The sequence below is a fragment of the Flagellimonas yonaguniensis genome, from assembly GCF_029193885.1.
GTDB classification, from domain to species: Bacteria; Bacteroidota; Bacteroidia; order Flavobacteriales; family Flavobacteriaceae; genus Flagellimonas; species Flagellimonas yonaguniensis.
The window spans coordinates 366,520-390,502 of record NZ_JARFVB010000001.1 but is presented as its reverse complement, the minus strand read 5'-3'; the positions used below and the strand labels follow the sequence as shown (position 1 = coordinate 390,502).

Below are 23,983 nucleotides of genomic sequence, written 5' to 3'. Positions count from 1 at the left end.
CATCAATCAACTACAGTGCACTCAACTCGCCAGACTCAAGTGCATTCTTCAAATCCACTTTAACAACAGGATGGCTGTTAAAAAATCTTTTCCCGTCTGTCATTTTGATTTTGACCTCAACAGTACCGTCTTTTTTCTCTTTGACATCGGTAACCACAACCTTACGGCCGACTACTCTTTTATAGTCGGCAATTCCACCTTTTTTTATGATGAAGTTGGCTCTTGGAAAATCAATATGCTTGAACTTGGGTGCATCTGGATCACCAATTTCCAGCACGTCCCCAACTTTTACATCTTGTGGATTTATATTTTGTGCGTTGATATTTGTGGTGGCTACCACGAACAGAATTGCTAAAATCATTATTCTCATGACTATATATATTAGGGTTTACAATTAATTTTCTTTTGCTTTTCTATAGGTCAAAACTGGACGATAATTGGTGTGACTGTTCCACACCGACGATCTTGAAGGATTGAACATCCGATGGAAATCCAAGTTGGATGTGGTCGCCCACAGCTAATCCAACCAAGCTGGCCCCAAGGGTACTCACTACAGAGATCATGTTCTTTTCAAGATTTCCCCGGGTCGATGGAACCAGTTGAAACGTTTGTATCGCTCCCTGCACAAATTCCACTATTACTTTGGAGTTTAGGCGAACTACATCGTCGGGAATGTCCTGCTCATCCTCTACCAGGGCCTGGTCGATTCTTTCGCCTAACTGTTCCAAGGCATCCTTATGGGCATAATCCTCATAGAACCTATGGAAGTTCAGTATGCGTTTCAGTGTGAGGTAATCCTTTTTTTCCATGATCAGGCTTCCGTATTTCATTTCCAGTTCTTAACGGACGGGGCACTAAAATTCAGCATCCCAGCATTTTGCCCATGAAAAGGCAAAGCCTATGCCATTTGATAGGACAATTATCAAAACATGATTATAATAATTTGATAATCAGTATTTTAAAATAGTTTTATTTAAAGTAAAGAAAAGTTGATTTGGGTAATTTTTACCCGGATGGGGCAAAACACCCCAGTGGTTATTTAAGTTTTTCCCGTAGTGTTTTTCGATTGATGCCCAAGATTTCGGCAGCTTTGGTCTTGTTGCCTTGTGTGGATAGGAGCACTTCCTGGATGTACTCTTTTTCTTTTTCCTGAAGCGTTTTATATCCTTTTTTGGGAAAGTCGATTTTGTATTTCAACTCATCTGGAAGGTGTTCCAAAGTGATTTTGCCATCACACATGATCACAGCGCGCTGTACCACATTTTCCAGCTCTCGGATATTGCCCGGCCAGGAATATCGTTTCAATACGTCAAGGGCATCATCAGCGATACGGACATAGCGGTCCTTGTATTCAATACCGTACTTCTGCATGAACTTGTCCACCAACAATGGAATATCCGAAGTACGTTCCCTGAGCGGTGGTACTTCCACAGTAACGACAGAAAGGCGGTAGAACAGGTCTTCGCGAAAGGTTTTCTTTTGAATCAGTTCGTCCAAATCACTGTTGGTGGCAGCAATGACCCGAACATCCAACTTTTCCGGTTTTTGGGAGCCGATTTTGGTTACTTCTTTTTCTTGGAGCACCCTCAACAATCTATTTTGAACGGGTAGGGTGGCATTTCCAATTTCATCCAAAAAAATGGTGCCCTTGTGTGCCGCTTGGAAAAATCCATCGCGGTTTTCATTGGCACCCGTAAAAGCACCTTTGGCGTATCCAAAAAGTTCGGCCTCCAGCAAATTCTCGGGAATGGCCCCACAGTTTACCGCTATAAAAGGCGCCCGTGCAAATTTGCCCGAATAATGAATGGCCCGTGCTACCAGTTCTTTCCCTGTTCCGCTTTCCCCTCCTACCAAGACCGTGGCCCGGTTATCCTTTACTCGATCTATAATTTCCGTAACTTTTAGGAATGCCTCGGAACTTCCGATCATATCGGCATAGCCGCCATTGGTGGCAACGGGTTTTATTGGCGGAGTTTTAACCGTTTCCTTGGATTGTTCACTGGAGAAAGCCTTTTTTACAGCCACTTCCAGTTCGCTTTTGGTAAAAGGCTTGGTCAGGTAATCCGTTGCTCCATGTTTGATAACACTCGACGCATCTTCCACGGACGGAAATCCCGTCACTACCAGTTTGGGCATGTTCGGATAATGTTCAGCAACATATTTAACCAACTGCAGCCCGTCAATCTCTGGCATATTAATGTCGGTTACCAACAAATCTATCTCCGTATCTTTTAGGATGTAAAGCGCCTCCTTTACCGAAACGGCCTTGTAGGTGTGATAATCCATCGATTTTAGGTGCCGTTGCAGCAGCTCCAGAATATCGACATCATCATCAACGAGCAATATGTTCTCCTTTTTCAACAAAGCGCTTACTTTTTAGGGAATTGCAATGTAAAGATAGTGCCTGTTGGGGTATTTGGGGTTACCTCAATACTTCCTTGGTGACTCTGTACAATGCCGTGCACCACACTAAGACCCAATCCCGACCCTTCGCCGACAGGTTTGGTGGTAAAAAACGGGTCAAAAATATGGGATACGGATTCCTCTGGGATTCCTGGTCCATGGTCAGCAATTTTTAGGATGACATTGTTATTTTCGATGGTTAGAAAAACCGAAATGGTGCTTTTGGGCGGTGCAAAATAAATGGCATTCACAATCAGGTTAAAGACCACTTGGGTCAACTGGATTTTATCGATGCGCAACTCGATGGTTTCTTCGGAGTGTTCAAATTCGCAAGAGACATCATTTTGGCGCAAAGTGGTACGCAACATATTGATGGCTTCTTCAATTACCTCAACCACATTGATGACTTCTCGTGTTTCGGGCATCTCACAGGCAAAGAACATCAGTTTTTTGACCACTTCCCTTGAAAATATGGTATTGGCAATGATTTTATCCAAATCCTTGAGGGCTTGTGGATCATCGCTGATGTGTTCCTTTAACAATTCCGTAAAGCCCAGAATGTTGGCAAGCGGTGTGTTCAGTTCGTGGGCGATACCCGCTGTGATTTCACCCAAGATGCGGAGCCTATCGGATTGCTCCACTTGTCGGCGTATGTGCTCTTCCTTTTCTTTGATTTCCTTCCGCTCCAACAGATTGCCCACTTTAAGGCAAACATTGTCCAATAGTAGCTGCTCCTCCTCCAAAAAATCCTTGAGCTGGTACTTTGGGGAAGGGTATCCGATTTTTATCTCGCCCTGTGGTTTGTTGAACACCGTAATGACCGACTCCAAAAACACATAGGCGTCTCCTTTCTCCTCGGTTTTGATGAAGTAATCTGGAGTGGACAGCTCCACATAGGTTTCCTCATCGAACTGCCAGGCACGTTCCAAGCATTGCACTATGCCGAGCAATGCAGTTTCCATATCATCGTAATCGCAGTTGACAATGAGCGAGGTCACCTCATACAAGCAGGTAAGTTCCTTGATGCGTTCCTTGAGTTTTTGTTCGGCCGTGAGCATGGGATTCTCCTTTATAGCAAATTAGTGAATTATTAAAAGAGTGGGGGCCAAAAATAATCAGGCTCTTTTCGGAATACTGTTAGTTCTTAATTAATTCCCAAAACCATACCTAATCAAATCCTTCTTAGTAACTTATGTGCTATTCACTTACAAGTTTCCCCGCTATTTGATGATTTTAAAAACTATTCGCCCTCCAAAAGGAGTGGAAAATTTGTTCCTTATGAAATTAAAAATTGTATTCCTTTACATCCTATTCCATCACTTTTCTTTTTCCCAAAGCCCCGAACAGAACACCAAAATTTTGGAAAAAAGCTTTGAGCGAATGATGGAATTGCAGAGTGTTGCCTATGATTCGTACAAGGAAGCGGAAGAGAGCAATGTTACCTACCTTACACAGAAGGATTTTATTTATTTTGATTTGAAGTCAGGGTCTCTTTTGAAAACACCAAGGTATTATTTAGGAACTGATGAGGATAAATTATTGTATGATGGTAAAAGGCAACTGCTAAGCTCTAAAAAGAAACAACTTGTTATGGTCAATGACAAACCTCTTGTCAACAATCCACTTTTGTTAACGTTTGTACCCATAAGAAATTTTATGGCAGAGGTGTTGACAAACGATTCCACTACTGTGAAATTAGTTGATAACAAGTCTTCAAGTAATGATTTTGAATTCAAAATAACCATACATGAAGGTTGGTTTGATTGGGAAAGGCGAAAAATAACACAGAAGGAGGGTTATAAGGACAGCAACTATGTTTTACACCTCTACGCGGACAATTTGTTGCCCAAACGAATGACTAAAGAAAATGGGCCAACAGGTCATTTAACTCGAACGTTTGATCATTATAGGTTTGATTATACTAAGTCAGAGGATTTCTGGGAAGGGAATGAACTTCCAGATTACAAGCGGGTCTCATTGGAAGAATTTTTCCAAACCCCCGAAAAAGAAACTGTTGATGGTAATAATTCCAAACAAGAACCTATTGGACAAGATTTTGAACTTCCCGTAATTGGCAGTAACAATACCATCAAGCCCTTTAACATAACGGGGCAAGTTGTCTTGTTGGAGTTTTGGTTTAGGAATTGTGGTCCATGTGTCAAGGCCGTTCCATCCATCAATATGCTTCATACGAAGTATGGGAATAAAGGTCTGAATATATTCGGTGTCGAGTTCATCGAAGGAGAAGCATCGCTCAATTTACTGAAAGCCTATAAATCAAAAACCAATATGCTTTATCCCAGTTTGTATATGGGAGGTCCGTTAGCTACGTCTTTAAATGTACAGGCTGGCCCAACGATTGTCATTATTGACAAAAAAGGAGAAATAATCTATAACCAGCCAGGTTATGATGAAGAGAAGGTTTCCAGTGTTTTAAGCAACGTATTGAGTCTGGATTGAATCATGGCTTTCTTAAAATCCAACGGCAAAATATAAGATTTGCAGTATCCTTCACTACATTTGGTTCTGAGGAAAACCCTTGAGGAAATAATGTTTTGGTGCGCACACAAATTTTAAGTCTGATCTTTGATGATGAATAAATTATTGCCTTAATTTTCGCCGATATATCTTACATTGGGGAACAAACCAAAAAAGATGAAGTTACTATTTTCGATTATTCTGCTATTCATGTTTAATTCCAAACTAACTGGTCAGACCTACAAGGATTCAATCCTGGATTTTCAAAACCACCTGAACGAAGAATATTCCAACCCAGAAGAATCGCCCCTAACAAAAAAGGATATTAAAAAATTCAAAGGCCACGAATATTTTCCGATTGATGAAAGTTTCAAAGTTAAAGCCCAATTTGAAAGGGTTGATGATGCAGTTCCCTTCTTAATGAAAACCACTACAAGTAGACTCCCCACTTATGAAATTTATGGTGTTGCGACATTTGAATTAAATAATCAGGAATTTAAATTAAACATCTACCAAAGCCACAAACTAAGGGAAACCGAAGAGTATAGGGACTATCTATTCCTCCCATTTACAGACTTGACAAATGGAGATAGTACTTATTCGGGGGGTAGATTTATTGACTTGGAAATTCCAACGAGCGACCATATAACCATAGATTTCAATAAAGCTTATAATCCTTATTGCGCTTACAACCCTAAATATTCATGTCCAATTCCTCCTCCTGAAAATAGTTTGCCTATTGCGATTGTGGCGGGAATCAAAAAGATCAAAAAATAATGAATGAATTAGATACTGGTTCAATAGGAGCGTAAAGCTTTGATAAATCAATTCATTGTTACCAAAACAACACATTAGTGCCTTAAAAAACAAAAGGCCCGGTAAACAATGTTTACCGGGCTTTTTTAAAAAGAAGTGGTCCCACCTGGAGTAATTTTTTTCTACGCTGTTTTATAATCACCTAACATTCCGTATCTTATGCTATATAAGGGCTGATAAGAATAAAGGTGAATCAATTTTAGCATTTTATTTGTGCTTATTTGCCCCCTGTTTTGCCCCCCTTTTTATCAATTTAATCAATGTCAATACAAACATCACTAATCTCCATTAAATGCAATTAACCTTTTCCACACGAAACGATAAGCGAAACAAAGATGGAACTTTGCCTGTCAGGGCAACAATCACCTTTAAAGGGATAAGAATCAGAAAAAATATTGCAGGAGTAAAAGTATTGCCTAGACATTGGAAAAATCAACGGATAAAATCCAATACACAAAAAGAAGGCTATAACAACCATATCGAATTCAACCAAAAACTCGATGAGTTTAGGGAAAAGGTATTTACCGTATTTCGATACCTCCATTTGAACAATATCCCTTTTAGTGCCGAATTGGTAGAAGAGAAACTGGATGATGGGTCATTCGGGTCAAATTCACTGGCTCCAAAATTTTTTGAAAGCTTCGATGAGTTCATTGAAACCAGCCGAACCATAAAAGCTCATGGCACCATAAAAAAATACAACACCGTGACAGGATTCTTAAAGGATTTTCAAAACGAAGTTTCCTACCAATTACGCTTCGATAATATAAATATGGACTTCTATGAGAAATTCAGGGACTATTGCTTCAAGGATCGTAAAACCTTGAACAATTACTTCGGAAAACTGGTGTCCATACTTAAAACCTTTATGAATTGGGCATATGAACGAGGATATCACGATAATCTGGAATTTAAAAAATTCCGAAGAACTGAGGATAACATTGAGGTAATCTATCTTACGATGGATGAATTGATGGCTTTGTACCGATTCGATTTTAAATCTAAAAGATATTCCCAGATAAGGGACATTTATTGCTTTGGGTGCTTTACCGGGTTACGCTTTAGTGACATCATGAATCTTAAATCTTCAAATGTCTTTTCGGATCATTTGAAAATCACTATTGTAAAAACAAAGACCATTGACCAAAAAATCCCATTGAACAAATATGCCTTAGAAATTTTGGAACGCTACAAGGGAACAATCTATGAGCCTCTTCCCACTATTTCAAATCAGAAATTCAATGAGTATATAAAAAAGTGTTGTTCAAAAGCCAAAATAAATACCCAAATCACTATTACGAGATACATAGGGCAAAAAAGAATCGATAAAACCATGGCCAAACATGACCTGATAACCAGCCACACGGCAAGAAAGACATTTGTAACCAATAGTTTGGTCCTTGGCATGAAGGAAATGGTGGTCAGAAACATTACCGGTCACAAGGATGAAGCTTCCTTTAAACGATATGTTGATATAGCCGAAGACTTTAAACAAAAGGAAATGGACAACACCTGGAATCTCGTGCAATAAGAAAACATTAAATGATATGACGTCTTCCTATGACTATATTGCCCATAAAGTACTTGCCAAGAACAAGTATACCTTGTTTTTGACCCTGCCGATAGTTTTTATAGCCCTATTACTCTATTTGGGCATTACGCTCTGGGAATTGGTGACTTTCCCCGGGGCCAATCTGGAAATATTCATAGTGGCCTTCCTTTTCATAAGCTTTGGATGGGTTCTTTTTATTTATTTCAGCGGTATCCTTAAAGCTCCAAAAGATTTTAATGTCGTCAAATACTCCAATTGTTCAATGTCCCTATATGAAGCTTTGGGCGAAACAGAAAAAAGGACGTTTCACAAATACCTGATTAAATCCATAAGGGAGAAAGACATGGGCTTTGATAGTTATATGTGCGCATTTGAAACGTACCCAAAAATCACAAGAACGCTCATCCAAGATCTTTCCTCCAAAAAGTTCAAAAGACGATTGTTATCGGAACTCTCTTTTGAAAGACTAAACAGTGAAATCAAAAATCAAAAAAATAAATCTCAATGGATTCGTTCATTTTTCAGTTATCAAATTGCCATGGAAAGAGCATTGGCTATCACGATGGAAAATGCGAGCGATGCTTCGGTTCTAAATTCCATGAATGAGATACACAAAGCATTGGCGATAAACATCAATATTGGCAGTAATGGCGTAATCCTTGATGCCAAAGGCCTGAAGGCTATGTTAATCGACATAAATCAAAATGTCACTTCCGTTAATCTGGAAAATAGGATTATCCTGAACGGTAGAATCACCCAAAAGCAATTTGCCCTTGTTCTTGATTCTTATTGTAAAAGATACTTGCCAAATTTAAACGCCAAAGATTTTGTGGCCTGTTATACTGGGTTTTCAGATTATGACCCTGACAAATATAATTTGAGAAATATCTTTCATCCTTACTACACCGAATTGTCCCAAGATGAAGTTTTAACCTTCATTGCACTAATAAGGTACTTGATTATCAAAGGCGTTATCAAACGTTCAACAACAGAGAATTCACACCACAAATTGACTAGAATCTTGGAAATATTCACTGAAAGTAATGGATTTTCCCGGCAAACGTGGAGAAAGAACTTTTCGGAAGAGTATCAATTTAAAAGAACATTACCCAAAAATGTGCAAATAGAGGTCAACTCTTCCATCAATAGGCTCCTCCCCCCCCTACAAACGTAAATCAAAACTTATAAGTCTGATTTTCAACACAAAAAAACCGCTTACCCGGTTCATCAGGCAATCCGATTTAGCCTAATGTTACATCTAGTTTAGTCGATGAATTGATTGTTTCATTAAAATCTTCTAAACTATGTCAAATCCCATTCTATACGGCTTTACAAAAAAAGACCTTGAGAACACCATCGAATTGGTAATCAAAAGGCTCCAAAGAACAAATCTCGCCAATGAATCGGTGATCCATTCAGAGGAGGACCGTCTAACCCAAAAGGAAGCTGCTAAATTCTTGGGTCGATCTGAACAGTGCCTTATCAAATGGAAGAAAAAGAATTTGATTCCCTATTACCAAATTGGGAATTCAATTTTCTATTCCAAAAAAGAACTGTTGGAATGCGCGAGAAAAAATGGAAAGTTCCGTCGTGTATCAACAAAATGAGAGTGTCATGTCGAAAAATATTCCATATGTCCGCATTGGCACGTCTTTCTATAAAATCGTGAAGTATCCCACCATATCCGGACATTTCAACGAGCAGCTGGTTCCTTGGAACGAGCATATCATCAAGCAGGATCATGGCAAGGATTATCTTAGTAAGGTGCCCAAATATGATGGGTTTGCCTGTATCCCCTGCCATACTGATTTCAAAAAGGAGCACCATGGTTTCTACAACACCTATTCCCCTTTAGCGCACGAACCGAAAGAGGGAAGCATCAAAAGGACAAAGGCTTTATTGGACCATATATTCGGGAACCAAATGGAGCTAGGGCTGGACTACCTGAAACTTCTATACCAAAGACCGGTGCAGGTGCTTCCAATTCTTTGTCTGGTCTCCATCGAAAGGAACACCGGGAAAAGTACCTTTCTAAAATGGCTCAAGGAAATCTTCGGGAACAACCTGACCTACCTGACCAATGACAGCTTTGCAAGCCAGTTCAATGCGGACTGGGCCAACAAGCTGCTGATATGCGTGGACGAGGTACTGTTCAACAAAGAGGAACTCACCGAGCGCATCAAGTACCTGAGCACGACCAATCGGAACAAGCTGGAGGCCAAGGGTAAGGACAAAAGGGAAGTGGAATTTTTTGGCAAGTTCATCCTCTGTAGCAATAACGAGGACAGTTTTATCAAGATCGACGCCCATGAGACACGGTTCTGGGTGAGGAAGATAACTTCCCTAAAAAAGGAGGACACCGATTTCTTGGACAAGTTGGGCCAGGAAGTGCCCGCTTTTTTACATTTCCTTTCAAAAAGGGAGTACAGTTCAAAGCAAAGTACCCGAATGTGGTTCACGCCAAAACAGATTTATACCCCTGCCCTAAAGAAACTGGTGAACAATAACCGGAACCGGGTGGAGAAGGAACTGGCCAGCCTTTTGCTCAGTGCCATGGAAAAGTTCGAGATGGACTCCGTGGACCTCTGTCCCATCGATGCCCTTCACATACTCAACCGCACACGGGTCAAGACCGACCTGACCCAACTGAGGCGGTTGCTGAAAAATGATTGGAAACTGGACAACCAGCCCAATTCCAACAAGTACCAAAAGATCACCATCTGGACCAACGGTGAAATCAACATCGAGGACGCCAAGGGTAGGTACTTTACCATAAAAAAGAATTTTTTGGTCCAAAATTTTGATGATTTGATGACAGATTGATATAAGCCCAGTGTTTATAAGGGTTCAAGCTGTCATCACTTTGTCATCATTCTGTCATCAAAATAAAAAATGATGACAGGGACAATGAATAAAAAAACAAAAACGATGAAACGATGACAAAATGATGACGGGGCTACCACCAGTTTTTATAGGGTCTCCCAGAGATTTGTCATCAAATCATCAAAAATCGATTAAAAACAGAACCATGAAAGAAAAGAGATTGGACTGCGAAAAAGCCCGCAACATTTGCATCGTGTCCACGCTGGCCAAGTTGGGGCACTTTCCAGTCCGGGAAACGGAAAAAGAAGCTTGGTTCCTCAGTCCGTTCCGACGGGAGACCCAAGCCTCTTTCAAGGTATCGATAAAACAAAATTATTGGATAGACTTTGGGACTTTTGAGGGCGGAAGTACGATAGACCTGATCATGAAAATGGACAACTGTACGATTAAGGAGGCCTTGGAACGATTGTCGGGGAACTTGAACAATTTTTCTTTTCACTGGCAACCCAAAATGAAGGAAGCCGAACACAACGACAAACCGATTGAAATCATGGAGGAAAAGGAAATCGAACACTGGGCCCTGCAGACCTATCTGCGGTCCAGAAAGATTTCGACCAAGACCGCAATAAAACACTGCAGGGAGGTCCACTACAAAATCGGATGGCGTAACTATTTTGCCATCGGACTTCCCAATAGGTCCGGGGGATGGGAACTGCGGAACAGATATTGGAAGGGATCCACATCCCCTAAGGATGTTTCATTGATCAAGAACGGTTCCAAAGGATTGGTCGTTGTAGAAGGGATGTTCGATATGCTCTCCCTTATCGAACAAAGACCAAAACTTGGAACAACCCATGACCTATTGATATTGAACACCACAGCCTTTGTAAAACGAATGGTTGCAGAGATCATGGAATATGAAGATGTTATGTTATTTCTGGACAGGGACAGAACTGGGATGGGAATGACGGAACTTTTATTGGAAAGGTGTCCGAACAGTAAGGATATGTCCTTTTTCTATGATGGATTCAAGGATATGAACGAATGGATGGTAAAAAGCACTGCAGATGAAGTTCGGCAACGAATTCAAGATGTGTCATTGTCATGACAAATCTTGCTTTTGCTCCCGAAGGTCGCAAAAGATGAAGGAAAAATGAAAAAGGAGTTCGTACAGTTCCGGTGCTCGGTCTACGAGAAGAAACTGCTGAAGGTCAAGGCCAGAAAAAGCGGTCTGTCCATCAGTGCGTACTGTAGGCGTGCAGCCTTCGATGACCGTATTGTGGAACGGATGACTGATGAACAGATAGAGGCCTATAAGCTATTGGTCAAATACCAGCGAAATTTCAGGCTGATCACCAACATGTTCCGAAAACGGAACCCCAAATTGGCAGAGGAAACGGCCCAATTGGCCAAAGAGATTAGACAACACCTTTTAAATTTCAAGAAATGATCGGCATGGGAAAATCCATATCGCACACTGCAGCCTCCATGAGCTATGGAATGAACGAGGAGAAGGAAGCCGAGATCATCCACAGCCAATTTCTGGCAGGGGAGACCCCACAAGAAATTACAGAGGAGTTCCGTGTGATCCAAGAGCAGAACGAGCTGTGCAAAAAGAATACACTGAGTTTTGTGCTCAGTCCCACCATTGAGGATGGCAAGAAACTGGAAGCGCAACAGCTCAAGGAATTGACCGAGCGCTTCCTAAAGGAAATGAAACTTCGGGATCACCAGGCCGTTGCCTTTGTCCACAGGGACAAGGAACATGTGCACGTCCATCTGTATGCCAACCGAATAAGCTTCGAGGGAAAGGCCTACAATGACAGTTTTATAGGAAAGCGAAGCCAACAGATGGCCGAGCGGGTGGCCAGACAAATGGAACTTACCACGGTAAGGGAGGCGCAGCAGGAAAAACTGTATCGGATGCAGGAGCTCCGATCTGAAATACAGCGGATACATGAAAAGGTCATGGCCAGGGACAGGCCAAGAGATTTTGACCAGTACATCAAATCCATGGAGCAGAACAATGTAAAGGTCATCCCGAGCATCAACAGGCAGAACCAGTTGCAGGGCTTCCGGTTTGAGTACAAGGGAACCAACCTCAAGGGCAGTGAGGTGCACCGTTCCATGTCCATGGGAAGGATAGCCAGTCAAATGAACTTTGAAAAGGACATGGTACAGCGAATCGCAAAGGAAAAGAGCATGCAACTTTTGGGCAGGACGGTAAATGTCCCCATAAGTTTGACCAAGACCATCATAAAGAAATCCATCAAACTGGCCATCAAGGTGGTCAGGGACACGGGAATAGGAATCTAAAGAACATGCCATGGCAAAACTGGATGAAATAGCGGAACTGTTGACTGAGGAGATCAACAGCTTTGAAAAGAGCATCGGTCGACTGGAAAAGGCAAATGAAGGTTTGAAAAACTTTCCATTAAAGCCAGATACCAGCGAATTAAATGCACTTCTAAAGGAGTACGGTAGCAACCAAAAAAACAACATTGAGGAACAGCAAAGATTGATGCAGAGAATCCTTTACAAGATAGAGCGATCCATACTATTGCCCAGTTGGGCCATAAAACTTTCATGGGGATTGTTGGTGTGTATCCTATTGGTCCTTGGGTTTTCAATCTATCAGGTATCAAGCATAACTAAGAAAGAAGAGGCATCATTCAACAAAGGACGGGACAGTGCGATGGGACATTTTGGGGCATTCCTTGAATCAAGCCCACAAGCAAATGAACACTACCAAAAATGGCTGGAGGATAACAGCAAAAAGTAGAGCAGCGCCCTATCCTATTTTTGCTTGACGCTTATTTTTCCGAACACTGCAAAAATAGGATAGGATCCATGCGCTGAAGTTGGAGGTAAGATTTGGGTTTTATCTAAGCTGAAACTGTAATTCTGAATAGACTTAGCGAATATTTGTTTGCAATTAACTACATTTATCATAAATTTACGCAAACAGATTTGAGGTGATAGGCCACGATATTTCAGACTATTTATATGAAATCCAAGCTCAAGGCAGATATGCTGTTAGTTTGCAAGAACTTAGGGAACGCTTTGGTCCAAACGAAAAGGCGATTGCCCAAAAGCTACACCGTTTAAAAAAGGAAAACAAACTTGCCCAGGTACGCAAAGAATTTTATGTAATCGTCCCTCCTCAATATTCCCACCAGGGAATATTGCCCACTACTTATTATTTGGATGATATGATGAATTTCCTAAATAGGGAATACTATCTTGGTTTATATTCCGCTGCTGCACTTCATGGCGCAGGACACCAACAGCCGATGCAATCGCAGATTATAATTAAAAAACCCGCCCTAAGGGACATAAAGGCCAAAAATCAACATCTAGAATTTTTTACCAAGGGCTCTTGGAAGAGTGATTGGCTGGAGCAAAAGAAAACCGATGCCGGATATGTCTTGGTCTCAACTCCTGAATTGACCGCTGTTGATTTAGTGCATTATCATAAGCAAATAGGAGGATTAAACAGAGTGATTCCGGTTCTTGAAGAACTAAGCGAGAATTTTAAGTCGTCAAGAATTTTAGCTATTGCCAAGGAATCATCCTTGCCCACCATACAGCGATTGGGCTATCTATTGGAGCAGTTGTCAGAAACTAAACTTGTAGATGATCTGTCTACTTTTTTGAGGGCAAATAAAACCAATACGGCTCCATTATCATTATCCCAAAAGAACAAATGTGGTTTCACGGATGATAAATGGAACTTGATCATTAATAATGAACTGGATTTTTCATGATACCGAGGAGATATATTACGGAATGGAAAGCAAATGCCCCATGGCCGACAGACGCACAAGTGGAACAAGACTTAGTCATAGAACGCGCTTTGGTGGCTTTGTTTTCGGATCCTTTTTTAAAGGAGCATGTAGCGTTTCGTGGCGGTACGGCCTTACATAAAATCTATTTGAAACCCCAGGCCCGTTATTCCGAGGATATTGATTTGGTTCAGATAAAAGACGGCCCAATAAAGCCCATATTGCAAGCTATTGGAAAGCAGCTTGACTTTTTGGGAACCAAAAGGAACATTAAGCAGAATATCAACATGAATACGGCGACCTATCGCTTTGAATCTGAAATCCCCCCGGTTGTCAATATGCGGTTGAAGATTGAAATCAACACTCGTGAACATTTTACTGTCATGGGCTATACCGAGTTGGAACATAGTATGGAGAACGGATGGTTTTCCGGAAGCTGTACCATGAATTCTTTTTCTATTGAGGAGTTATTGGCCACGAAACTAAGGGCACTATATCAACGTAGAAAGGGACGGGATCTATTTGACTTGTACCATGCAATAAGTGTACTGGGAGTTGATACAGACAAATTAGTATCAATATACAAGCACTATATGGATTTCTCAAGAGGTCAATCACCAACACAAAAACAGTTCCTGTTGAATATGGATGAAAAAATAGATGATTCAGATTTCGGCGGGGATATCTACGCCTTGCTAAGACCTGGCATTGAATACGATCAAAGAAACGCTTACGAAATCATCAAAAATCAAATAATCTCAAAAATATAATCTTAAAGATTATGCTATATATTCTTGATGCACCGTATTCGTTGTGAAGCAATAGGATAATCTAAGAAGAATTAACTGGTTCAAAATTCAAAAAACTATTTATTCAATAGCTTTTCTAAGTAGGCAACCTTATCTTTTTCCGCCTGAACAAGGCGTTCATATAGCTCAACTACTTTATCCAATGGATTAAAGTTGCATGTGTTGTGAGCACCAATTGGCCCTTGGTTAATACTATTATCACTAAAAGAGTTGAAGTAATTGAACACGGCATCGTCTGAGAAATTTTCTATAGCCCACTTTGTAACCCCCAATGCCTTGGCAATTTCCTCCAACTTGGCATCATCCACCTTCTCGGAGTTCTCAATGTTGGAAACGGCCTGTTGGCTTATACCGAGTTCCTCGGCCAAGGTCTCCTGTTTCATGCCACGGAGTTCCCTAATCCTGCTGATTTTTCTGCCTAAATGGTTGTTCTTGGTCGTTGTCTCCATATCTCAAATATAGGGTGTTTCACACAATAATCCGATTTTAAAACACAAAACGGGTCTAATAAACTTAGATACTCATATTAAGGTACTTGAGAACATGAACTTAATATGGTCAATGCTTCTCGAACCATCAATCCAAAGCCCAATCTTCTCAAAAATGAATGTGACTTACGAAAAAAGAAGTGGCAAAATGACCCATAGAAAAATTAATGCTTTCAAGAATTAAATAAGAAAATTCTGAATTCTCATCGTGGTTAATTGTTAAAGTGGAGTGTAATAGCTATTTTGGTAGTTTACCAAACCATCAAAATAAATATGCCAGATTGCATAGAATGTGGTGAATACACCAAGTTCAAAAACGGTCTTTGTACCGATTGTTACCAAAAAGAAAACGGAAATAAATGGGTGGCCGGCGTAATAAAGGGCCGCATTGCCGAAACCATCATAGAACAACTTTTTATATCCTTAGATTTTCAGGTTTACAAATATGGTATGGAAAACACTATACCCGGAATAGCTGATTTGTTGAAGGGAGTTAGAGGCGATGTCTCCAAAAACATTCGACAGATGCCCGACTTTGTGGTGTTTAAAGACAAGCAGGCCCACTTCATCGAAGTAAAATACCGAAAAAGTGGAAAACTCAGCATTAAGGATATTGAAAACTATGGCGATTACCCATTTGAGAATGCGCTATTTGTTTTGGTTACGCCAAAACATATAAAATGCATCTCTTATTCTGAACTCAAAGAAGGTAAGGAAATCACGGAAAAATGCAGAAATTGGCTAGGAAGTAGAAAAGAGTTTGAGACCTGTAAGGATACCATCATGGAATATTGCAAATATGCTGTAAAGTTTTTTGAAAATGTAGATTAGCAAATGACCAAAACAGAACAGTTAAACCAATTATTTAAAAAATGGGAGAATGAAACTCCTGATTATCAAGGTAAGTTTATAAAAGATGGTATAAACAATGAGGATCTCTATTTAAAGGCAAAAACAAAAATTCTTTTTTTAACCAAGGAACCTAATAACCCCAAACAGGAAGCTGGTGATTTTCGCGAATGGTGGAAGGAAGGCCTTAAATATACTTTTTCACATCGTTTAGCCGAGTGGAGTTACGGAATTTTAAAGGATTTTCCTGAATTTGAATTAATGTGGCATGACAAAGAAGGGTTTAAAAATGTTATTTTTCATGTAGCTTTTATGAATGTCAAGAAAATTGGTGGTGGTGGAAAATCCAACTATTCAGAAATGGAAAAACACTTGTTACAAAACAAGGAGTGGTTGCTTAAACAAATAGAAATTATTGAACCTGATATTATCATTACTGGTTTAACCTGGGGAAAGCTTCGCAATAAACTATTTGACACAGTTGAATGGAAAAGTAGTGGATACAACATCACTATCGGAAGATATAAAAATTCAAAAATCATCGATTTTTATCATCCTTCAGCTCGCAACGCAGCTGCAGCATCGTATAGCTTACTAGGCAATGTTATAAGCTCAAAAAGGTTTCAAGAATTATAGAATATGAATTCAATTGCCAAACCAATTAAACCGCGAAAGGCGTTAAACAAGGCCTTTTTAAAAGTAAAGCCATATCGTGAGGAAATAGAACTTTTTAAAACAAACCTGATAAAGGTTTTAGACTTTTCCAATGAGCATGAATCAGAAGAATATCATAAAAACCTGGTTTCAGGGTTTCTGAAAGATTCTCTTTATCACAATAACCATTTCATTAACACAAGTGGGCGCAAGGACCAAGTAATCCATATAGGCCCCAAACCCAATAGCCCAGTTGGTGTAATAATCGAGGCTAAGAATCCAAAAAATAAAAGTGAAATGGTTTCTGTTGAAAATCTCAACAAAAAAGCGTTTCACGAATTGCTCTTATACTTTTTAAGGGAACGTATTTCCAATGGAAACCTAGAAGTAAAAAACCTAATTATCACTAATCTTTTTGAGTGGTTCATTTTTGATGCCAATGATTTTGAAAAAAAATTTGTGGCCAATAAAAGCTTGGTGAAACAATTCAAAGATTTTGAAGCTGGAATTTTATCCGGCACAAACACCGATTTCTTCTATAATGAAATTGCAAAGCCTTTTTTAACTGCATTTGAAGAGACATTGGCTTTTGTATACTTTGACTTGCGCAAATACGAAAAAGTAGTTCGCAATGATGACCCGAAGGATGACCAAAAACTTGTTTCCCTTTTAAAGGTGCTTTCTCCGCAACATCTTTTAAAAGAACCTTTTGTAAATGATAGCAATAGCCTTGATAAAAAGTTTTATAGTGAATTACTACATATCATAGGGCTTTCGGAAATCAAAAAAGGCAGTAAGAAATTAATTCAACGAAACGAGGAAGAGCAACGAAACTTAGGAAGCCTTTTGGAGAACACCATACTTCAATTGGATAGTCGGGATAAAATTAACCGATTGCCCAACCCTAGAAAATATGGAGATACTAAAGAAGAGCGGTTGTTTAATGTGGCTTTGGAGCTTGTTATTACTTGGGTCAATCGAGTTCTCTTTTTAAAGTTGCTCGAAGCACAACTTATTCGCTACCATAAAGGAGATTCTAAATATGCTTTCCTCAATCTAAAAATGATTAAGGACTATGATGATCTTGATAGTCTTTTCTTTCAAGTGCTGGCAAAAAGACAAGAAGAGCGAAATGAGGAAGCTCAAACCCTTTTTAATAAAGTACCATACCTGAATTCATCGCTTTTTGAACCAACTGACATAGAGCATGATACCATATTTGTTAGCAATCTTCGAGACGATAAGCCTATACCCATAATTGCTCTAACCGTACTTAAAGATGAAAAGGGCAAAAAACGTTCAGGTGAACTTTCAACACTCGAATATTTATTTGAATTTTTGGATGCTTACGATTTTAGTAGCGAGGGCTCCGAAGATATTCAAGAAGACAACAAAACACTGATCAACGCCTCGGTACTTGGGCTCATTTTTGAAAAGATAAATGGTTATAAGGAAGGTTCGTTCTTTACCCCTGGTTTTATCACCATGTATATGTGCCAGGAGACCATTCGTAAAGCAGTGGTCCAAAAATTCAATGAGGTAAAAGGCTGGGGCTGTAAAGGCCTAGATGATGTATATGATAAGATTGAAGACAGGAATGAAGCAAACACCGTCATCAACAGCTTAAAAATCTGTGACCCTGCCGTGGGCTCAGGCCATTTTTTGGTTTCAGCACTCAACGAGCTGATCGCTATTAAGAACGACCTTAAAATATTGCAGGATGTTGAGGGCAAACGATTAAAAGAATATGAGGTTGAAGTCGTCAATGATGAACTAGTGATAACCGATGATGAAGGAGGACTGTTTGAGTACCGTCCCGGCAACAAAGAGAGTCAACGGGTTCAAATGGCTCTTTTCCATGAAAAGCAAACCCTGATAGAAAACTGTCTTTTTGGGGTGGACATTAACCCCAATTCGGTTAAAATATGCCGTTTGCGGTTATGGATCGAGTTGCTCAAGAATGCCTATTACAAAGGGGATAACGAGCTGGAGACGTTACCCAATATTGACATCAACATCAAAACTGGCAACTCCTTGATAAGCCGATTTGCCTTGCACGATGATCTAAAAGCAGCTTTTAAGGACAAAACAATACCCTACGGATTTTTGGATTATAAAAAAGCCGTTGCCGACTATAAAAACACGGCCTCAAAAGAGAAAAAGCGCGAAATTTTACAAATCATCAACGAGGTCAAAAATAATTTTAGGAGTACTCTGGACAACAGGTTTATTGCCAAGCTCCAAAAAGCTCAAGGTAAAGTAATCAATGAACAGGAGAGGCTAAATAACCTAGAAGCTTTTGGGGAAAATATAACCAAAGTCGATAAGAACAATCTTAAAAAACTACGACAAAAGGCTGAAAAAGCTCTGTTAGAAAAAGAGGAAATTGTAAACAATGTCATCTATGAAAATGCTTTTGAATGGCGGTTTGAATTTCCTGAAGTTTTAAATGATAATGGTGACTATGTTGGTTTCGATGTGGTCATAGGCAACCCACCATATTTTTCAATGTCTAAAATTAAAGAGCAAGCAGACTACTTTTCAAACGCAGGGTATGAAACTTACTCCAAAGGAGCCGATATCTATTGCCTCTTCTATGAATTAGGAGGGGGTATTCTAAAAAATGAGGGGTATTTAACATATATCACTTCAAATTCTTGGCTCAGGGCTATTTATGGTGAATCATTGAAAGCCTACTTTATGAAAACCCTTCAACCTATTTCCCTTTTGAACATTGAGGATATCCAAATATTTGAAGAGGCCACGGTTGAGTCAAACATAATAACCTTACAAAAAAGAAAACTCACGGAACCCTTTTCCGTTGTAAACTTATCGAATGATTACACTTTGGGGGCCTCTTTATCCGACTATTTTGAAATCAATCATTTTGAATTTGCAATACCGGAAACATCTGAATGGTTCGTGGGGAATCAGGCAGAAGGAGCACTTAAAGCAAAAATAGAAAAACAAGGAAGGCAATTAAAAGAGTTTGATGTTGAGATTAACAGGGGATTTTTAACGGGTTACAATGCGGCTTTTATCATTGATGAACATAAAAAGGATGAGCTTATAATGCTTGATGCATCCAATGAAGAAATTATAATGCCAATTTTACGAGGAAGGGATTTGAAAAAATTTAGCTATCAATTTGAAAATGTGTATTTAATCAACTCTCACAATGGATTAAAGTCAAGCGGATTAAAAAGAATTGATGTAGAAAATGAATATCCAATAATCTATGAACATTTAAAAACATTTTTACCAAAGGTTGAGAGTCGTTATGATCAAGGAGATCATTGGACAAATCTTCGTAATTGTGCATACTTAGAAGATTTTGAAAAGCCCAAAATTGTTTGGGGTGAAATTTCGGACAAACCCAAATTTGCATTTGATGACAAAGGTTTTTATGCGGAGGCAACCACTTTTTTAATGACTGGGAAAAAGTTGAAGTTCCTTTTGGCTGTTTTAAATTCAAAAGTTTCGGAGTGGTATTTTAATTTAATCGGAACTACAACGGGAATGGGTACAAATAGGTGGAAAAAATACAAAATTGAATTATTGCCGGTTAAGGAGCCTTCAAAAAGTGAGCTTTTAGAAATCGAGATAACTGTAGATAAAATATTAGAGCTTAAAAACAAGGATTCATCAGCCGACACCTCCGAACTTGAAAATCAAATCGATAACCTAATCTATCAGCTTTTTGGGTTGACAGAGGAAGAAATTGCGATTGTTGAGAATGGATAACTTAAAACCTTTGTAAATGAGCGATTTAAAAAATGATATTCCAGATTTTCAGTCTATAATGCTCCCTATGCTTAAACTGTTGGAAGATGGCGCCCCAAAATCTTTAAACGAGGTAATGCGGCTGCTCTCCAAGCATTTTAATCTTACTGAAGCACATTTAAAGATACAAGTTCCAAGTAAGCAAATGGGCTTGTTTAGAAACCGTGTTGGTTGGACGCGAAGTTATCTCAAAAAGGCGGGACTAATAAAATACCCTGATAGAGGAGTTTACCAAATTACCGATGTTGGGAAAAGTTTTTTAGCAAAGAATCCTCAAAAACTAAGAATGAAGCAGCTAGAGCAATTTCCTGATTATCAAGAATGGCGAAAGACTTTTAATAAAGGGAACAGCAAACCTAAAACGGTGACTTCGGAAATTAGTGAAGAGCAAACACCCGAAGAAGTTTTAGCAACAACAGTTGAACAATTAAACAATGAATTAGCATCTGAATTATTAGATAAACTCAAGGAAAATTCGTTTCAATATTTTGAGCGATTTGTTATTCAACTATTGCAAAAAATGGGCTACGGTGACTTTAACAAAGATTCATCCGCACATACAGGACAAACAGGAGACCAAGGTATAGATGGTATTATTTCCCAAGACAGATTAGGACTTGAAAATGTATATATTCAAGCAAAACGATTTACTAATAACTCAGTAGGTTCTCCAGAAATAAGAAACTTCATCGGTTCCTTGGCTTTACAAGGTGTGAATAAAGGTGTGTTTTTAACCACTAGTAGATTTTCGTCAAGTGCCATACAAACAGCGCTGGATAGTAAACAACAAAAGATTGTATTAATTGACGGAAAAGAACTGTCAGAGTTGGCAATTGAGTACAATCTAGGTGTTCAAATTGCCGATACAATTGAGATTAAAAAAATTGATTTAGATTATTTTGAGGAGTAGAAACCACCATTTATGAAAAGTCCTTACGATTACACAATTTACATTGATGAGAGTTGCCATTTGGAAAATGATGGTCAACCTTTGATGTGTATCGGGTACACAAAGATTGCTTCAAAAAACTATCAAGCCTATAAGGATTCCTTAAAAAAACTAAAACTAAAATATAAATCTCCCACAGAGATAAAGTGGAATAAGTTATCCCATTCAAGAATAGATCTTTATAAAAGTTTAATTGATTTTTTCTTTGAAAATGATATCCAATTCAGGGCTATTTTGGTAAAAAACAAGAACCAACTAGATCATGAAAAATATAATCGAGGTGATCACAATGCTTTTTACTACACATTGGTTTATTTATTACTCCGTAACCCTTATGTAAACTATATAGAGTCACCGCATAAAGTAATATTGGATATTAAGGATACTCGAGGCAAAGAACGATTGAATAAGTTAGATTTGAGGCTTAACCAAGAATATCAAAATAAATATAACCGTGAATCTCCATTTAACTTTTTTCAACACATTCGTTCAGATGAAAATGAATTTTTACAGCTTGCTGACTTTTTTATTGGAGCTATAACTTACAAGGCTAGAAAACTGCACAAAAATGTTGGTGCTTCTGAAGTAAAAAAAGAAATAGTTTCATATTTAGAAAAAAGGTCTGGTTATCTTTTAAATGATGGTACCCCGCCGTTTGAAGAGAAGTTTAACATTTTCGATTTTCAAATTCAAACCAAGGAATAAGTCATGCACGATTTTTTTGATGATGAACATGAGCTTGACCTCATTGAAGATTTATTTGAGTATTTAGATCTGGATGCTCCAACAGACGACCAAATGTACCAATTGTACGGAGTCTTTAAAAAAGACATTATTGAGGAACCTATTTATATAGATGACATTAGGGTTGTATATGATAATCGTAGGTCAAGACACCCCCTTTTCAGAGGAAAACCCGTAGGTTTTGAACATATTTGTACACGAGAGAGCAAGCATTCTGGTAAAAGAAATTTTGATCCTGAAAGAGCAAATAAAATCCATTGGATAAAACCTGTTGTTCATTATAGGGATAATGGTCGTATAAGATTTTTTGAACGGTCACATGCAAATGGCCATAACCAAAGATATTTTTGGCTCTATGAGAAAGACTATGTTGTCATTATAAGAGAAATTACGGAAAGCTTGCAATTAGTAACTGCCTTTAAAGTTGATGAAATTGAGAGAAGGAAGTTTCAGAACTGGTATAATCAATACCAAAATTAAAGACAAAAAAAACCCCACTTCGTAAGTGAGGCACGTATCTTAAGGCAATACGATCGATGCAACTAGTGCTAAGCCAAGTCCTTTACCCTTTGGGTATTGACAGTGTAAATCTATGACAACTCTTACTAATAACCAAGTTATTAACAGTATTGTTAACAGAATCAACGCTTTATCTTGGGGTTTATTGTTCCAAAGGAAGCAATTAAGCTATAACAAGATAATCAGTACTTTCCTAAAGCGTTAAAAGTTAAAGTTCCAAAACATTGCCCCCTAAATTGCCCCCTATAAAGATAAAAACCCCTCTAAATCAAACGTTTAGAGAGGTTTTCCGTGGTCCCACCTGGGCTCGAACCAGGGACCCCCTGATTATGAGTCAGGTGCTCTAACCAGCTGAGCTATAGGACCCGCATTTTGCGGATGCAATATTAGTGTTTATTTTTCTTCAGCGCAAGGTTTTAACGGCTCTACTACTCTTTTATTTCTTGGCAAAGCTCCACCAGTACACCATTGGTCCCTTTTGGATGCAAAAATGCCACCAGTTTGTTGTCCGCTCCTTTTTTTGGGGTTTCGTTCAAAACCACAAAACCCTCATCCTTTAATCGTTCTATTTCCGAAATAATATCCTCCACCGCAAATGCTATATGATGAATGCCCTCTCCTTTCTTTTCCAAATATTTGGCAATGGGACTTTCGGGCTTTGTCGCCTCCAGCAATTCTATCTTATTGGGGCCCGATTGAAAGAATGACGTCTTTACCCCTTCCGAGACCACTTCTTCAATTTTATAGTGGGGCACGCCCAACAATTTTTCAAACAGGGTATTGGATGCTTCCAAGTTTTCCACCGCGATTCCGATGTGTTCAATTTTATCCATAGTGGCTATAATAAGCGTTTAATGTTCACCTTTTGCCAAAATTAAGCACTGTAAATGGTTCATAAAGTGAGGTTAGTCATTAATTCGCTTATTTTTGCAGTATGGAGGAAACACAAAGACAGAAAAAAATCGCAGGAATCATTCAACAAGACCTGGCCGACATTTTACAACGTGCCGCTACCGATGGTGGCCTCAAGGGAACATTGATCTCCGTGTCCAAGGTTTCCGTAACCGTAGATCTATCCTTGGCCAAGGTGTATGTGAGCATTTTTCCGAACAAGGGTGCCAAAAAGCTATTGGAAGGCATCAAAGAGAACCAAGTAGCCATTCGCTACGAACTGGCCCAGCGTACCAAGCACCAGTTAAGACGTGTACCTGAACTCAATTTTTATCTGGACGATTCCTTGGAGTACATCGAAGGGATTGAAAAATCATTGAAAAGAGAAGAAAACCCTATCGAGAACAGGGACTTGCTCGACAAACGTAAGAAATCCTGAT

The 23,983-nt window shown here is 39.1% G+C and carries 25 protein-coding genes and 1 tRNA gene; 19 read left to right on the top strand and 7 right to left on the bottom strand.

Translation table 11 applies throughout. The features are described 5' to 3' along the window. Positions 1-10: 10 nt before the first annotated feature. From PY092_RS01780 to PY092_RS01765, 4 genes are all read right to left on the bottom strand, one after another. The gene (locus tag PY092_RS01780; RefSeq protein ID WP_275614140.1) at positions 11-370 is read right to left on the bottom strand and encodes a hypothetical protein; all 360 of its coding nucleotides are present in this window, start codon (positions 368-370) and stop codon (positions 11-13) included. Positions 371-413: 43 nt separating this feature from the next. Further along, on the bottom strand, positions 414-830 hold the full coding sequence (locus tag PY092_RS01775; RefSeq protein ID WP_275614139.1) for a GreA/GreB family elongation factor: 417 nt from the start codon (positions 828-830) through the stop codon (positions 414-416). Positions 831-1,035: 205 nt separating this feature from the next. Beyond that, positions 1,036-2,364 (bottom strand): sigma-54-dependent transcriptional regulator, encoded by a 1,329-nt coding sequence (locus PY092_RS01770; RefSeq protein WP_275614138.1) that lies wholly within the window; start codon positions 2,362-2,364, stop codon positions 1,036-1,038. A 5-nt stretch (positions 2,365-2,369) separates the two neighbouring features. Continuing rightward, positions 2,370-3,461: an ATP-binding protein gene (locus PY092_RS01765; RefSeq protein ID WP_275614137.1), complete on the bottom strand. Its 1,092-nt coding sequence runs from the start codon at positions 3,459-3,461 to the stop codon at positions 2,370-2,372. Between the two features lie 220 nt (positions 3,462-3,681). On the opposite strand from PY092_RS01765, the gene PY092_RS01760 reads away from it, so the two are divergent. The 12 genes from PY092_RS01760 to PY092_RS01705 all read left to right on the top strand — a co-directional run bounded on the left by PY092_RS01760 (position 3,682) and on the right by PY092_RS01705 (position 14,627). Then, on the top strand, positions 3,682-4,863 hold the full coding sequence (locus PY092_RS01760) for a TlpA family protein disulfide reductase (RefSeq protein ID WP_275614136.1): 1,182 nt from the start codon (positions 3,682-3,684) through the stop codon (positions 4,861-4,863). 195 nt (positions 4,864-5,058) lie between these two features. Then, on the top strand, positions 5,059-5,658 hold the full coding sequence (locus PY092_RS01755; RefSeq protein ID WP_275614135.1) for a DUF1684 domain-containing protein: 600 nt from the start codon (positions 5,059-5,061) through the stop codon (positions 5,656-5,658). 331 nt (positions 5,659-5,989) lie between these two features. Next, positions 5,990-7,228 carry a site-specific integrase gene (locus tag PY092_RS01750; protein WP_275614134.1) on the top strand — a complete coding sequence of 413 codons (1,239 nt, stop codon included), beginning with the start codon at positions 5,990-5,992 and terminating at the stop codon, positions 7,226-7,228. A gap of 16 nt (positions 7,229-7,244) precedes the next feature. After that, positions 7,245-8,423, top strand: a complete 1,179-nt coding sequence (locus PY092_RS01745; protein ID WP_275614133.1) for an ABC transporter permease — start codon at positions 7,245-7,247, stop codon at positions 8,421-8,423. Between the two features lie 130 nt (positions 8,424-8,553). Beyond that, complete coding sequence (locus tag PY092_RS01740) at positions 8,554-8,856, top strand: helix-turn-helix domain-containing protein (RefSeq protein WP_119647448.1); 303 nt, start codon at positions 8,554-8,556, stop codon at positions 8,854-8,856. 7 nt (positions 8,857-8,863) lie between these two features. Continuing rightward, a complete protein-coding gene (locus tag PY092_RS01735) occupies positions 8,864-10,072 on the top strand; it encodes a primase-helicase family protein (protein WP_275614132.1) in 1,209 nt (402 codons plus the stop codon). Positions 10,073-10,277: 205 nt separating this feature from the next. Continuing rightward, positions 10,278-11,180 (top strand): toprim domain-containing protein, encoded by a 903-nt coding sequence (locus PY092_RS01730; RefSeq protein WP_275614131.1) that lies wholly within the window; start codon positions 10,278-10,280, stop codon positions 11,178-11,180. 45 nt (positions 11,181-11,225) lie between these two features. Then, positions 11,226-11,522: a mobilization protein MbpA gene (gene mbpA, locus PY092_RS01725; protein WP_275614130.1), complete on the top strand. Its 297-nt coding sequence runs from the start codon at positions 11,226-11,228 to the stop codon at positions 11,520-11,522. A 5-nt stretch (positions 11,523-11,527) separates the two neighbouring features. Next, positions 11,528-12,388, top strand: coding sequence for a relaxase/mobilization nuclease domain-containing protein (locus PY092_RS01720; protein WP_275614129.1), 861 nt, complete (start codon positions 11,528-11,530; stop codon positions 12,386-12,388). A gap of 10 nt (positions 12,389-12,398) precedes the next feature. Then, entirely contained in the window at positions 12,399-12,854 is a 456-nt protein-coding gene (locus PY092_RS01715; RefSeq protein ID WP_275614128.1) for a DUF6730 family protein, read from the top strand. 193 nt (positions 12,855-13,047) lie between these two features. Beyond that, a complete protein-coding gene (locus PY092_RS01710; protein ID WP_275614127.1) occupies positions 13,048-13,839 on the top strand; it encodes a type IV toxin-antitoxin system AbiEi family antitoxin domain-containing protein in 792 nt (263 codons plus the stop codon). Continuing rightward, on the top strand, positions 13,836-14,627 hold the full coding sequence (locus PY092_RS01705) for a nucleotidyl transferase AbiEii/AbiGii toxin family protein (RefSeq protein WP_275614126.1): 792 nt from the start codon (positions 13,836-13,838) through the stop codon (positions 14,625-14,627). The genes PY092_RS01710 and PY092_RS01705 overlap by 4 nt, the downstream gene beginning before the upstream one ends. Before the next feature lie 95 nt (positions 14,628-14,722). Here PY092_RS01705 and PY092_RS01700 read toward each other — a convergent pair whose 3' ends face one another. Beyond that, complete coding sequence (locus tag PY092_RS01700; protein WP_275614125.1) at positions 14,723-15,115, bottom strand: helix-turn-helix domain-containing protein; 393 nt, start codon at positions 15,113-15,115, stop codon at positions 14,723-14,725. A gap of 312 nt (positions 15,116-15,427) precedes the next feature. Here PY092_RS01700 and PY092_RS01695 point away from each other — a divergent pair, with 312 nt between their 5' ends. The 6 genes from PY092_RS01695 to PY092_RS01670 are packed head-to-tail and all read left to right on the top strand — an operon-like array spanning position 15,428 to position 22,613. Then, positions 15,428-15,985: a hypothetical protein gene (locus PY092_RS01695; protein WP_275614124.1), complete on the top strand. Its 558-nt coding sequence runs from the start codon at positions 15,428-15,430 to the stop codon at positions 15,983-15,985. A 3-nt stretch (positions 15,986-15,988) separates the two neighbouring features. Further along, complete coding sequence (locus PY092_RS01690; protein WP_275614123.1) at positions 15,989-16,639, top strand: hypothetical protein; 651 nt, start codon at positions 15,989-15,991, stop codon at positions 16,637-16,639. A gap of 3 nt (positions 16,640-16,642) precedes the next feature. Further along, positions 16,643-20,401, top strand: coding sequence for a class I SAM-dependent DNA methyltransferase (locus tag PY092_RS01685; RefSeq protein WP_275614122.1), 3,759 nt, complete (start codon positions 16,643-16,645; stop codon positions 20,399-20,401). 16 nt (positions 20,402-20,417) lie between these two features. After that, positions 20,418-21,350 carry a restriction endonuclease gene (locus PY092_RS01680; protein ID WP_275614121.1) on the top strand — a complete coding sequence of 311 codons (933 nt, stop codon included), beginning with the start codon at positions 20,418-20,420 and terminating at the stop codon, positions 21,348-21,350. Between the two features lie 12 nt (positions 21,351-21,362). After that, positions 21,363-22,094, top strand: a complete 732-nt coding sequence (locus PY092_RS01675; protein ID WP_275614120.1) for a DUF3800 domain-containing protein — start codon at positions 21,363-21,365, stop codon at positions 22,092-22,094. Between the two features lie 3 nt (positions 22,095-22,097). Further along, a complete protein-coding gene (locus PY092_RS01670) occupies positions 22,098-22,613 on the top strand; it encodes a hypothetical protein (RefSeq protein WP_275614119.1) in 516 nt (171 codons plus the stop codon). A 331-nt stretch (positions 22,614-22,944) separates the two neighbouring features. Here the strand turns inward: PY092_RS01670 and PY092_RS01665 are convergent. Further along, positions 22,945-23,018, bottom strand: a tRNA-Ile gene (locus PY092_RS01665). Positions 23,019-23,080: 62 nt separating this feature from the next. Then, a complete protein-coding gene (gene mce, locus PY092_RS01660; protein ID WP_275614118.1) occupies positions 23,081-23,485 on the bottom strand; it encodes a methylmalonyl-CoA epimerase in 405 nt (134 codons plus the stop codon). 101 nt (positions 23,486-23,586) lie between these two features. On the opposite strand from mce, the gene rbfA reads away from it, so the two are divergent. Next, entirely contained in the window at positions 23,587-23,982 is a 396-nt protein-coding gene (gene rbfA / locus PY092_RS01655; RefSeq protein WP_275614117.1) for a 30S ribosome-binding factor RbfA, read from the top strand. The last annotated feature ends 1 nt before the right edge of the window (position 23,983 follow it).

What these genes read in the sequence shown, in the direction of transcription:
- PY092_RS01775 (WP_275614139.1), bottom strand. Translation starts at nt 830, where the DNA reads ATGAAATACGGAAGCCTGATCATGGAAAAAAAGGATTACCTCACACTG.
- PY092_RS01780 (WP_275614140.1), bottom strand. Translation starts at nt 370, where the DNA reads ATGAGAATAATGATTTTAGCAATTCTGTTCGTGGTAGCCACCACAAAT.
- PY092_RS01755 (WP_275614135.1), top strand. Translation starts at nt 5,059, where the DNA reads ATGAAGTTACTATTTTCGATTATTCTGCTATTCATGTTTAATTCCAAA.
- rbfA (WP_275614117.1), top strand. Translation starts at nt 23,587, where the DNA reads ATGGAGGAAACACAAAGACAGAAAAAAATCGCAGGAATCATTCAACAA.
- mbpA (WP_275614130.1), top strand. Translation starts at nt 11,226, where the DNA reads ATGAAAAAGGAGTTCGTACAGTTCCGGTGCTCGGTCTACGAGAAGAAA.
- PY092_RS01700 (WP_275614125.1), bottom strand. Translation starts at nt 15,115, where the DNA reads ATGGAGACAACGACCAAGAACAACCATTTAGGCAGAAAAATCAGCAGG.
- PY092_RS01750 (WP_275614134.1), top strand. Translation starts at nt 5,990, where the DNA reads ATGCAATTAACCTTTTCCACACGAAACGATAAGCGAAACAAAGATGGA.
- PY092_RS01715 (WP_275614128.1), top strand. Translation starts at nt 12,399, where the DNA reads ATGGCAAAACTGGATGAAATAGCGGAACTGTTGACTGAGGAGATCAAC.
- PY092_RS01675 (WP_275614120.1), top strand. Translation starts at nt 21,363, where the DNA reads ATGAAAAGTCCTTACGATTACACAATTTACATTGATGAGAGTTGCCAT.
- PY092_RS01740 (WP_119647448.1), top strand. Translation starts at nt 8,554, where the DNA reads ATGTCAAATCCCATTCTATACGGCTTTACAAAAAAAGACCTTGAGAAC.
- PY092_RS01720 (WP_275614129.1), top strand. Translation starts at nt 11,528, where the DNA reads ATGGGAAAATCCATATCGCACACTGCAGCCTCCATGAGCTATGGAATG.
- PY092_RS01685 (WP_275614122.1), top strand. Translation starts at nt 16,643, where the DNA reads ATGAATTCAATTGCCAAACCAATTAAACCGCGAAAGGCGTTAAACAAG.
- PY092_RS01695 (WP_275614124.1), top strand. Translation starts at nt 15,428, where the DNA reads ATGCCAGATTGCATAGAATGTGGTGAATACACCAAGTTCAAAAACGGT.
- PY092_RS01670 (WP_275614119.1), top strand. Translation starts at nt 22,098, where the DNA reads ATGCACGATTTTTTTGATGATGAACATGAGCTTGACCTCATTGAAGAT.
- PY092_RS01680 (WP_275614121.1), top strand. Translation starts at nt 20,418, where the DNA reads ATGAGCGATTTAAAAAATGATATTCCAGATTTTCAGTCTATAATGCTC.
- mce (WP_275614118.1), bottom strand. Translation starts at nt 23,485, where the DNA reads ATGGATAAAATTGAACACATCGGAATCGCGGTGGAAAACTTGGAAGCA.
- PY092_RS01765 (WP_275614137.1), bottom strand. Translation starts at nt 3,461, where the DNA reads ATGCTCACGGCCGAACAAAAACTCAAGGAACGCATCAAGGAACTTACC.
- PY092_RS01745 (WP_275614133.1), top strand. Translation starts at nt 7,245, where the DNA reads ATGACGTCTTCCTATGACTATATTGCCCATAAAGTACTTGCCAAGAAC.
- PY092_RS01735 (WP_275614132.1), top strand. Translation starts at nt 8,864, where the DNA reads ATGTCGAAAAATATTCCATATGTCCGCATTGGCACGTCTTTCTATAAA.
- PY092_RS01690 (WP_275614123.1), top strand. Translation starts at nt 15,989, where the DNA reads ATGACCAAAACAGAACAGTTAAACCAATTATTTAAAAAATGGGAGAAT.
- PY092_RS01705 (WP_275614126.1), top strand. Translation starts at nt 13,836, where the DNA reads ATGATACCGAGGAGATATATTACGGAATGGAAAGCAAATGCCCCATGG.
- PY092_RS01730 (WP_275614131.1), top strand. Translation starts at nt 10,278, where the DNA reads ATGAAAGAAAAGAGATTGGACTGCGAAAAAGCCCGCAACATTTGCATC.
- PY092_RS01760 (WP_275614136.1), top strand. Translation starts at nt 3,682, where the DNA reads ATGAAATTAAAAATTGTATTCCTTTACATCCTATTCCATCACTTTTCT.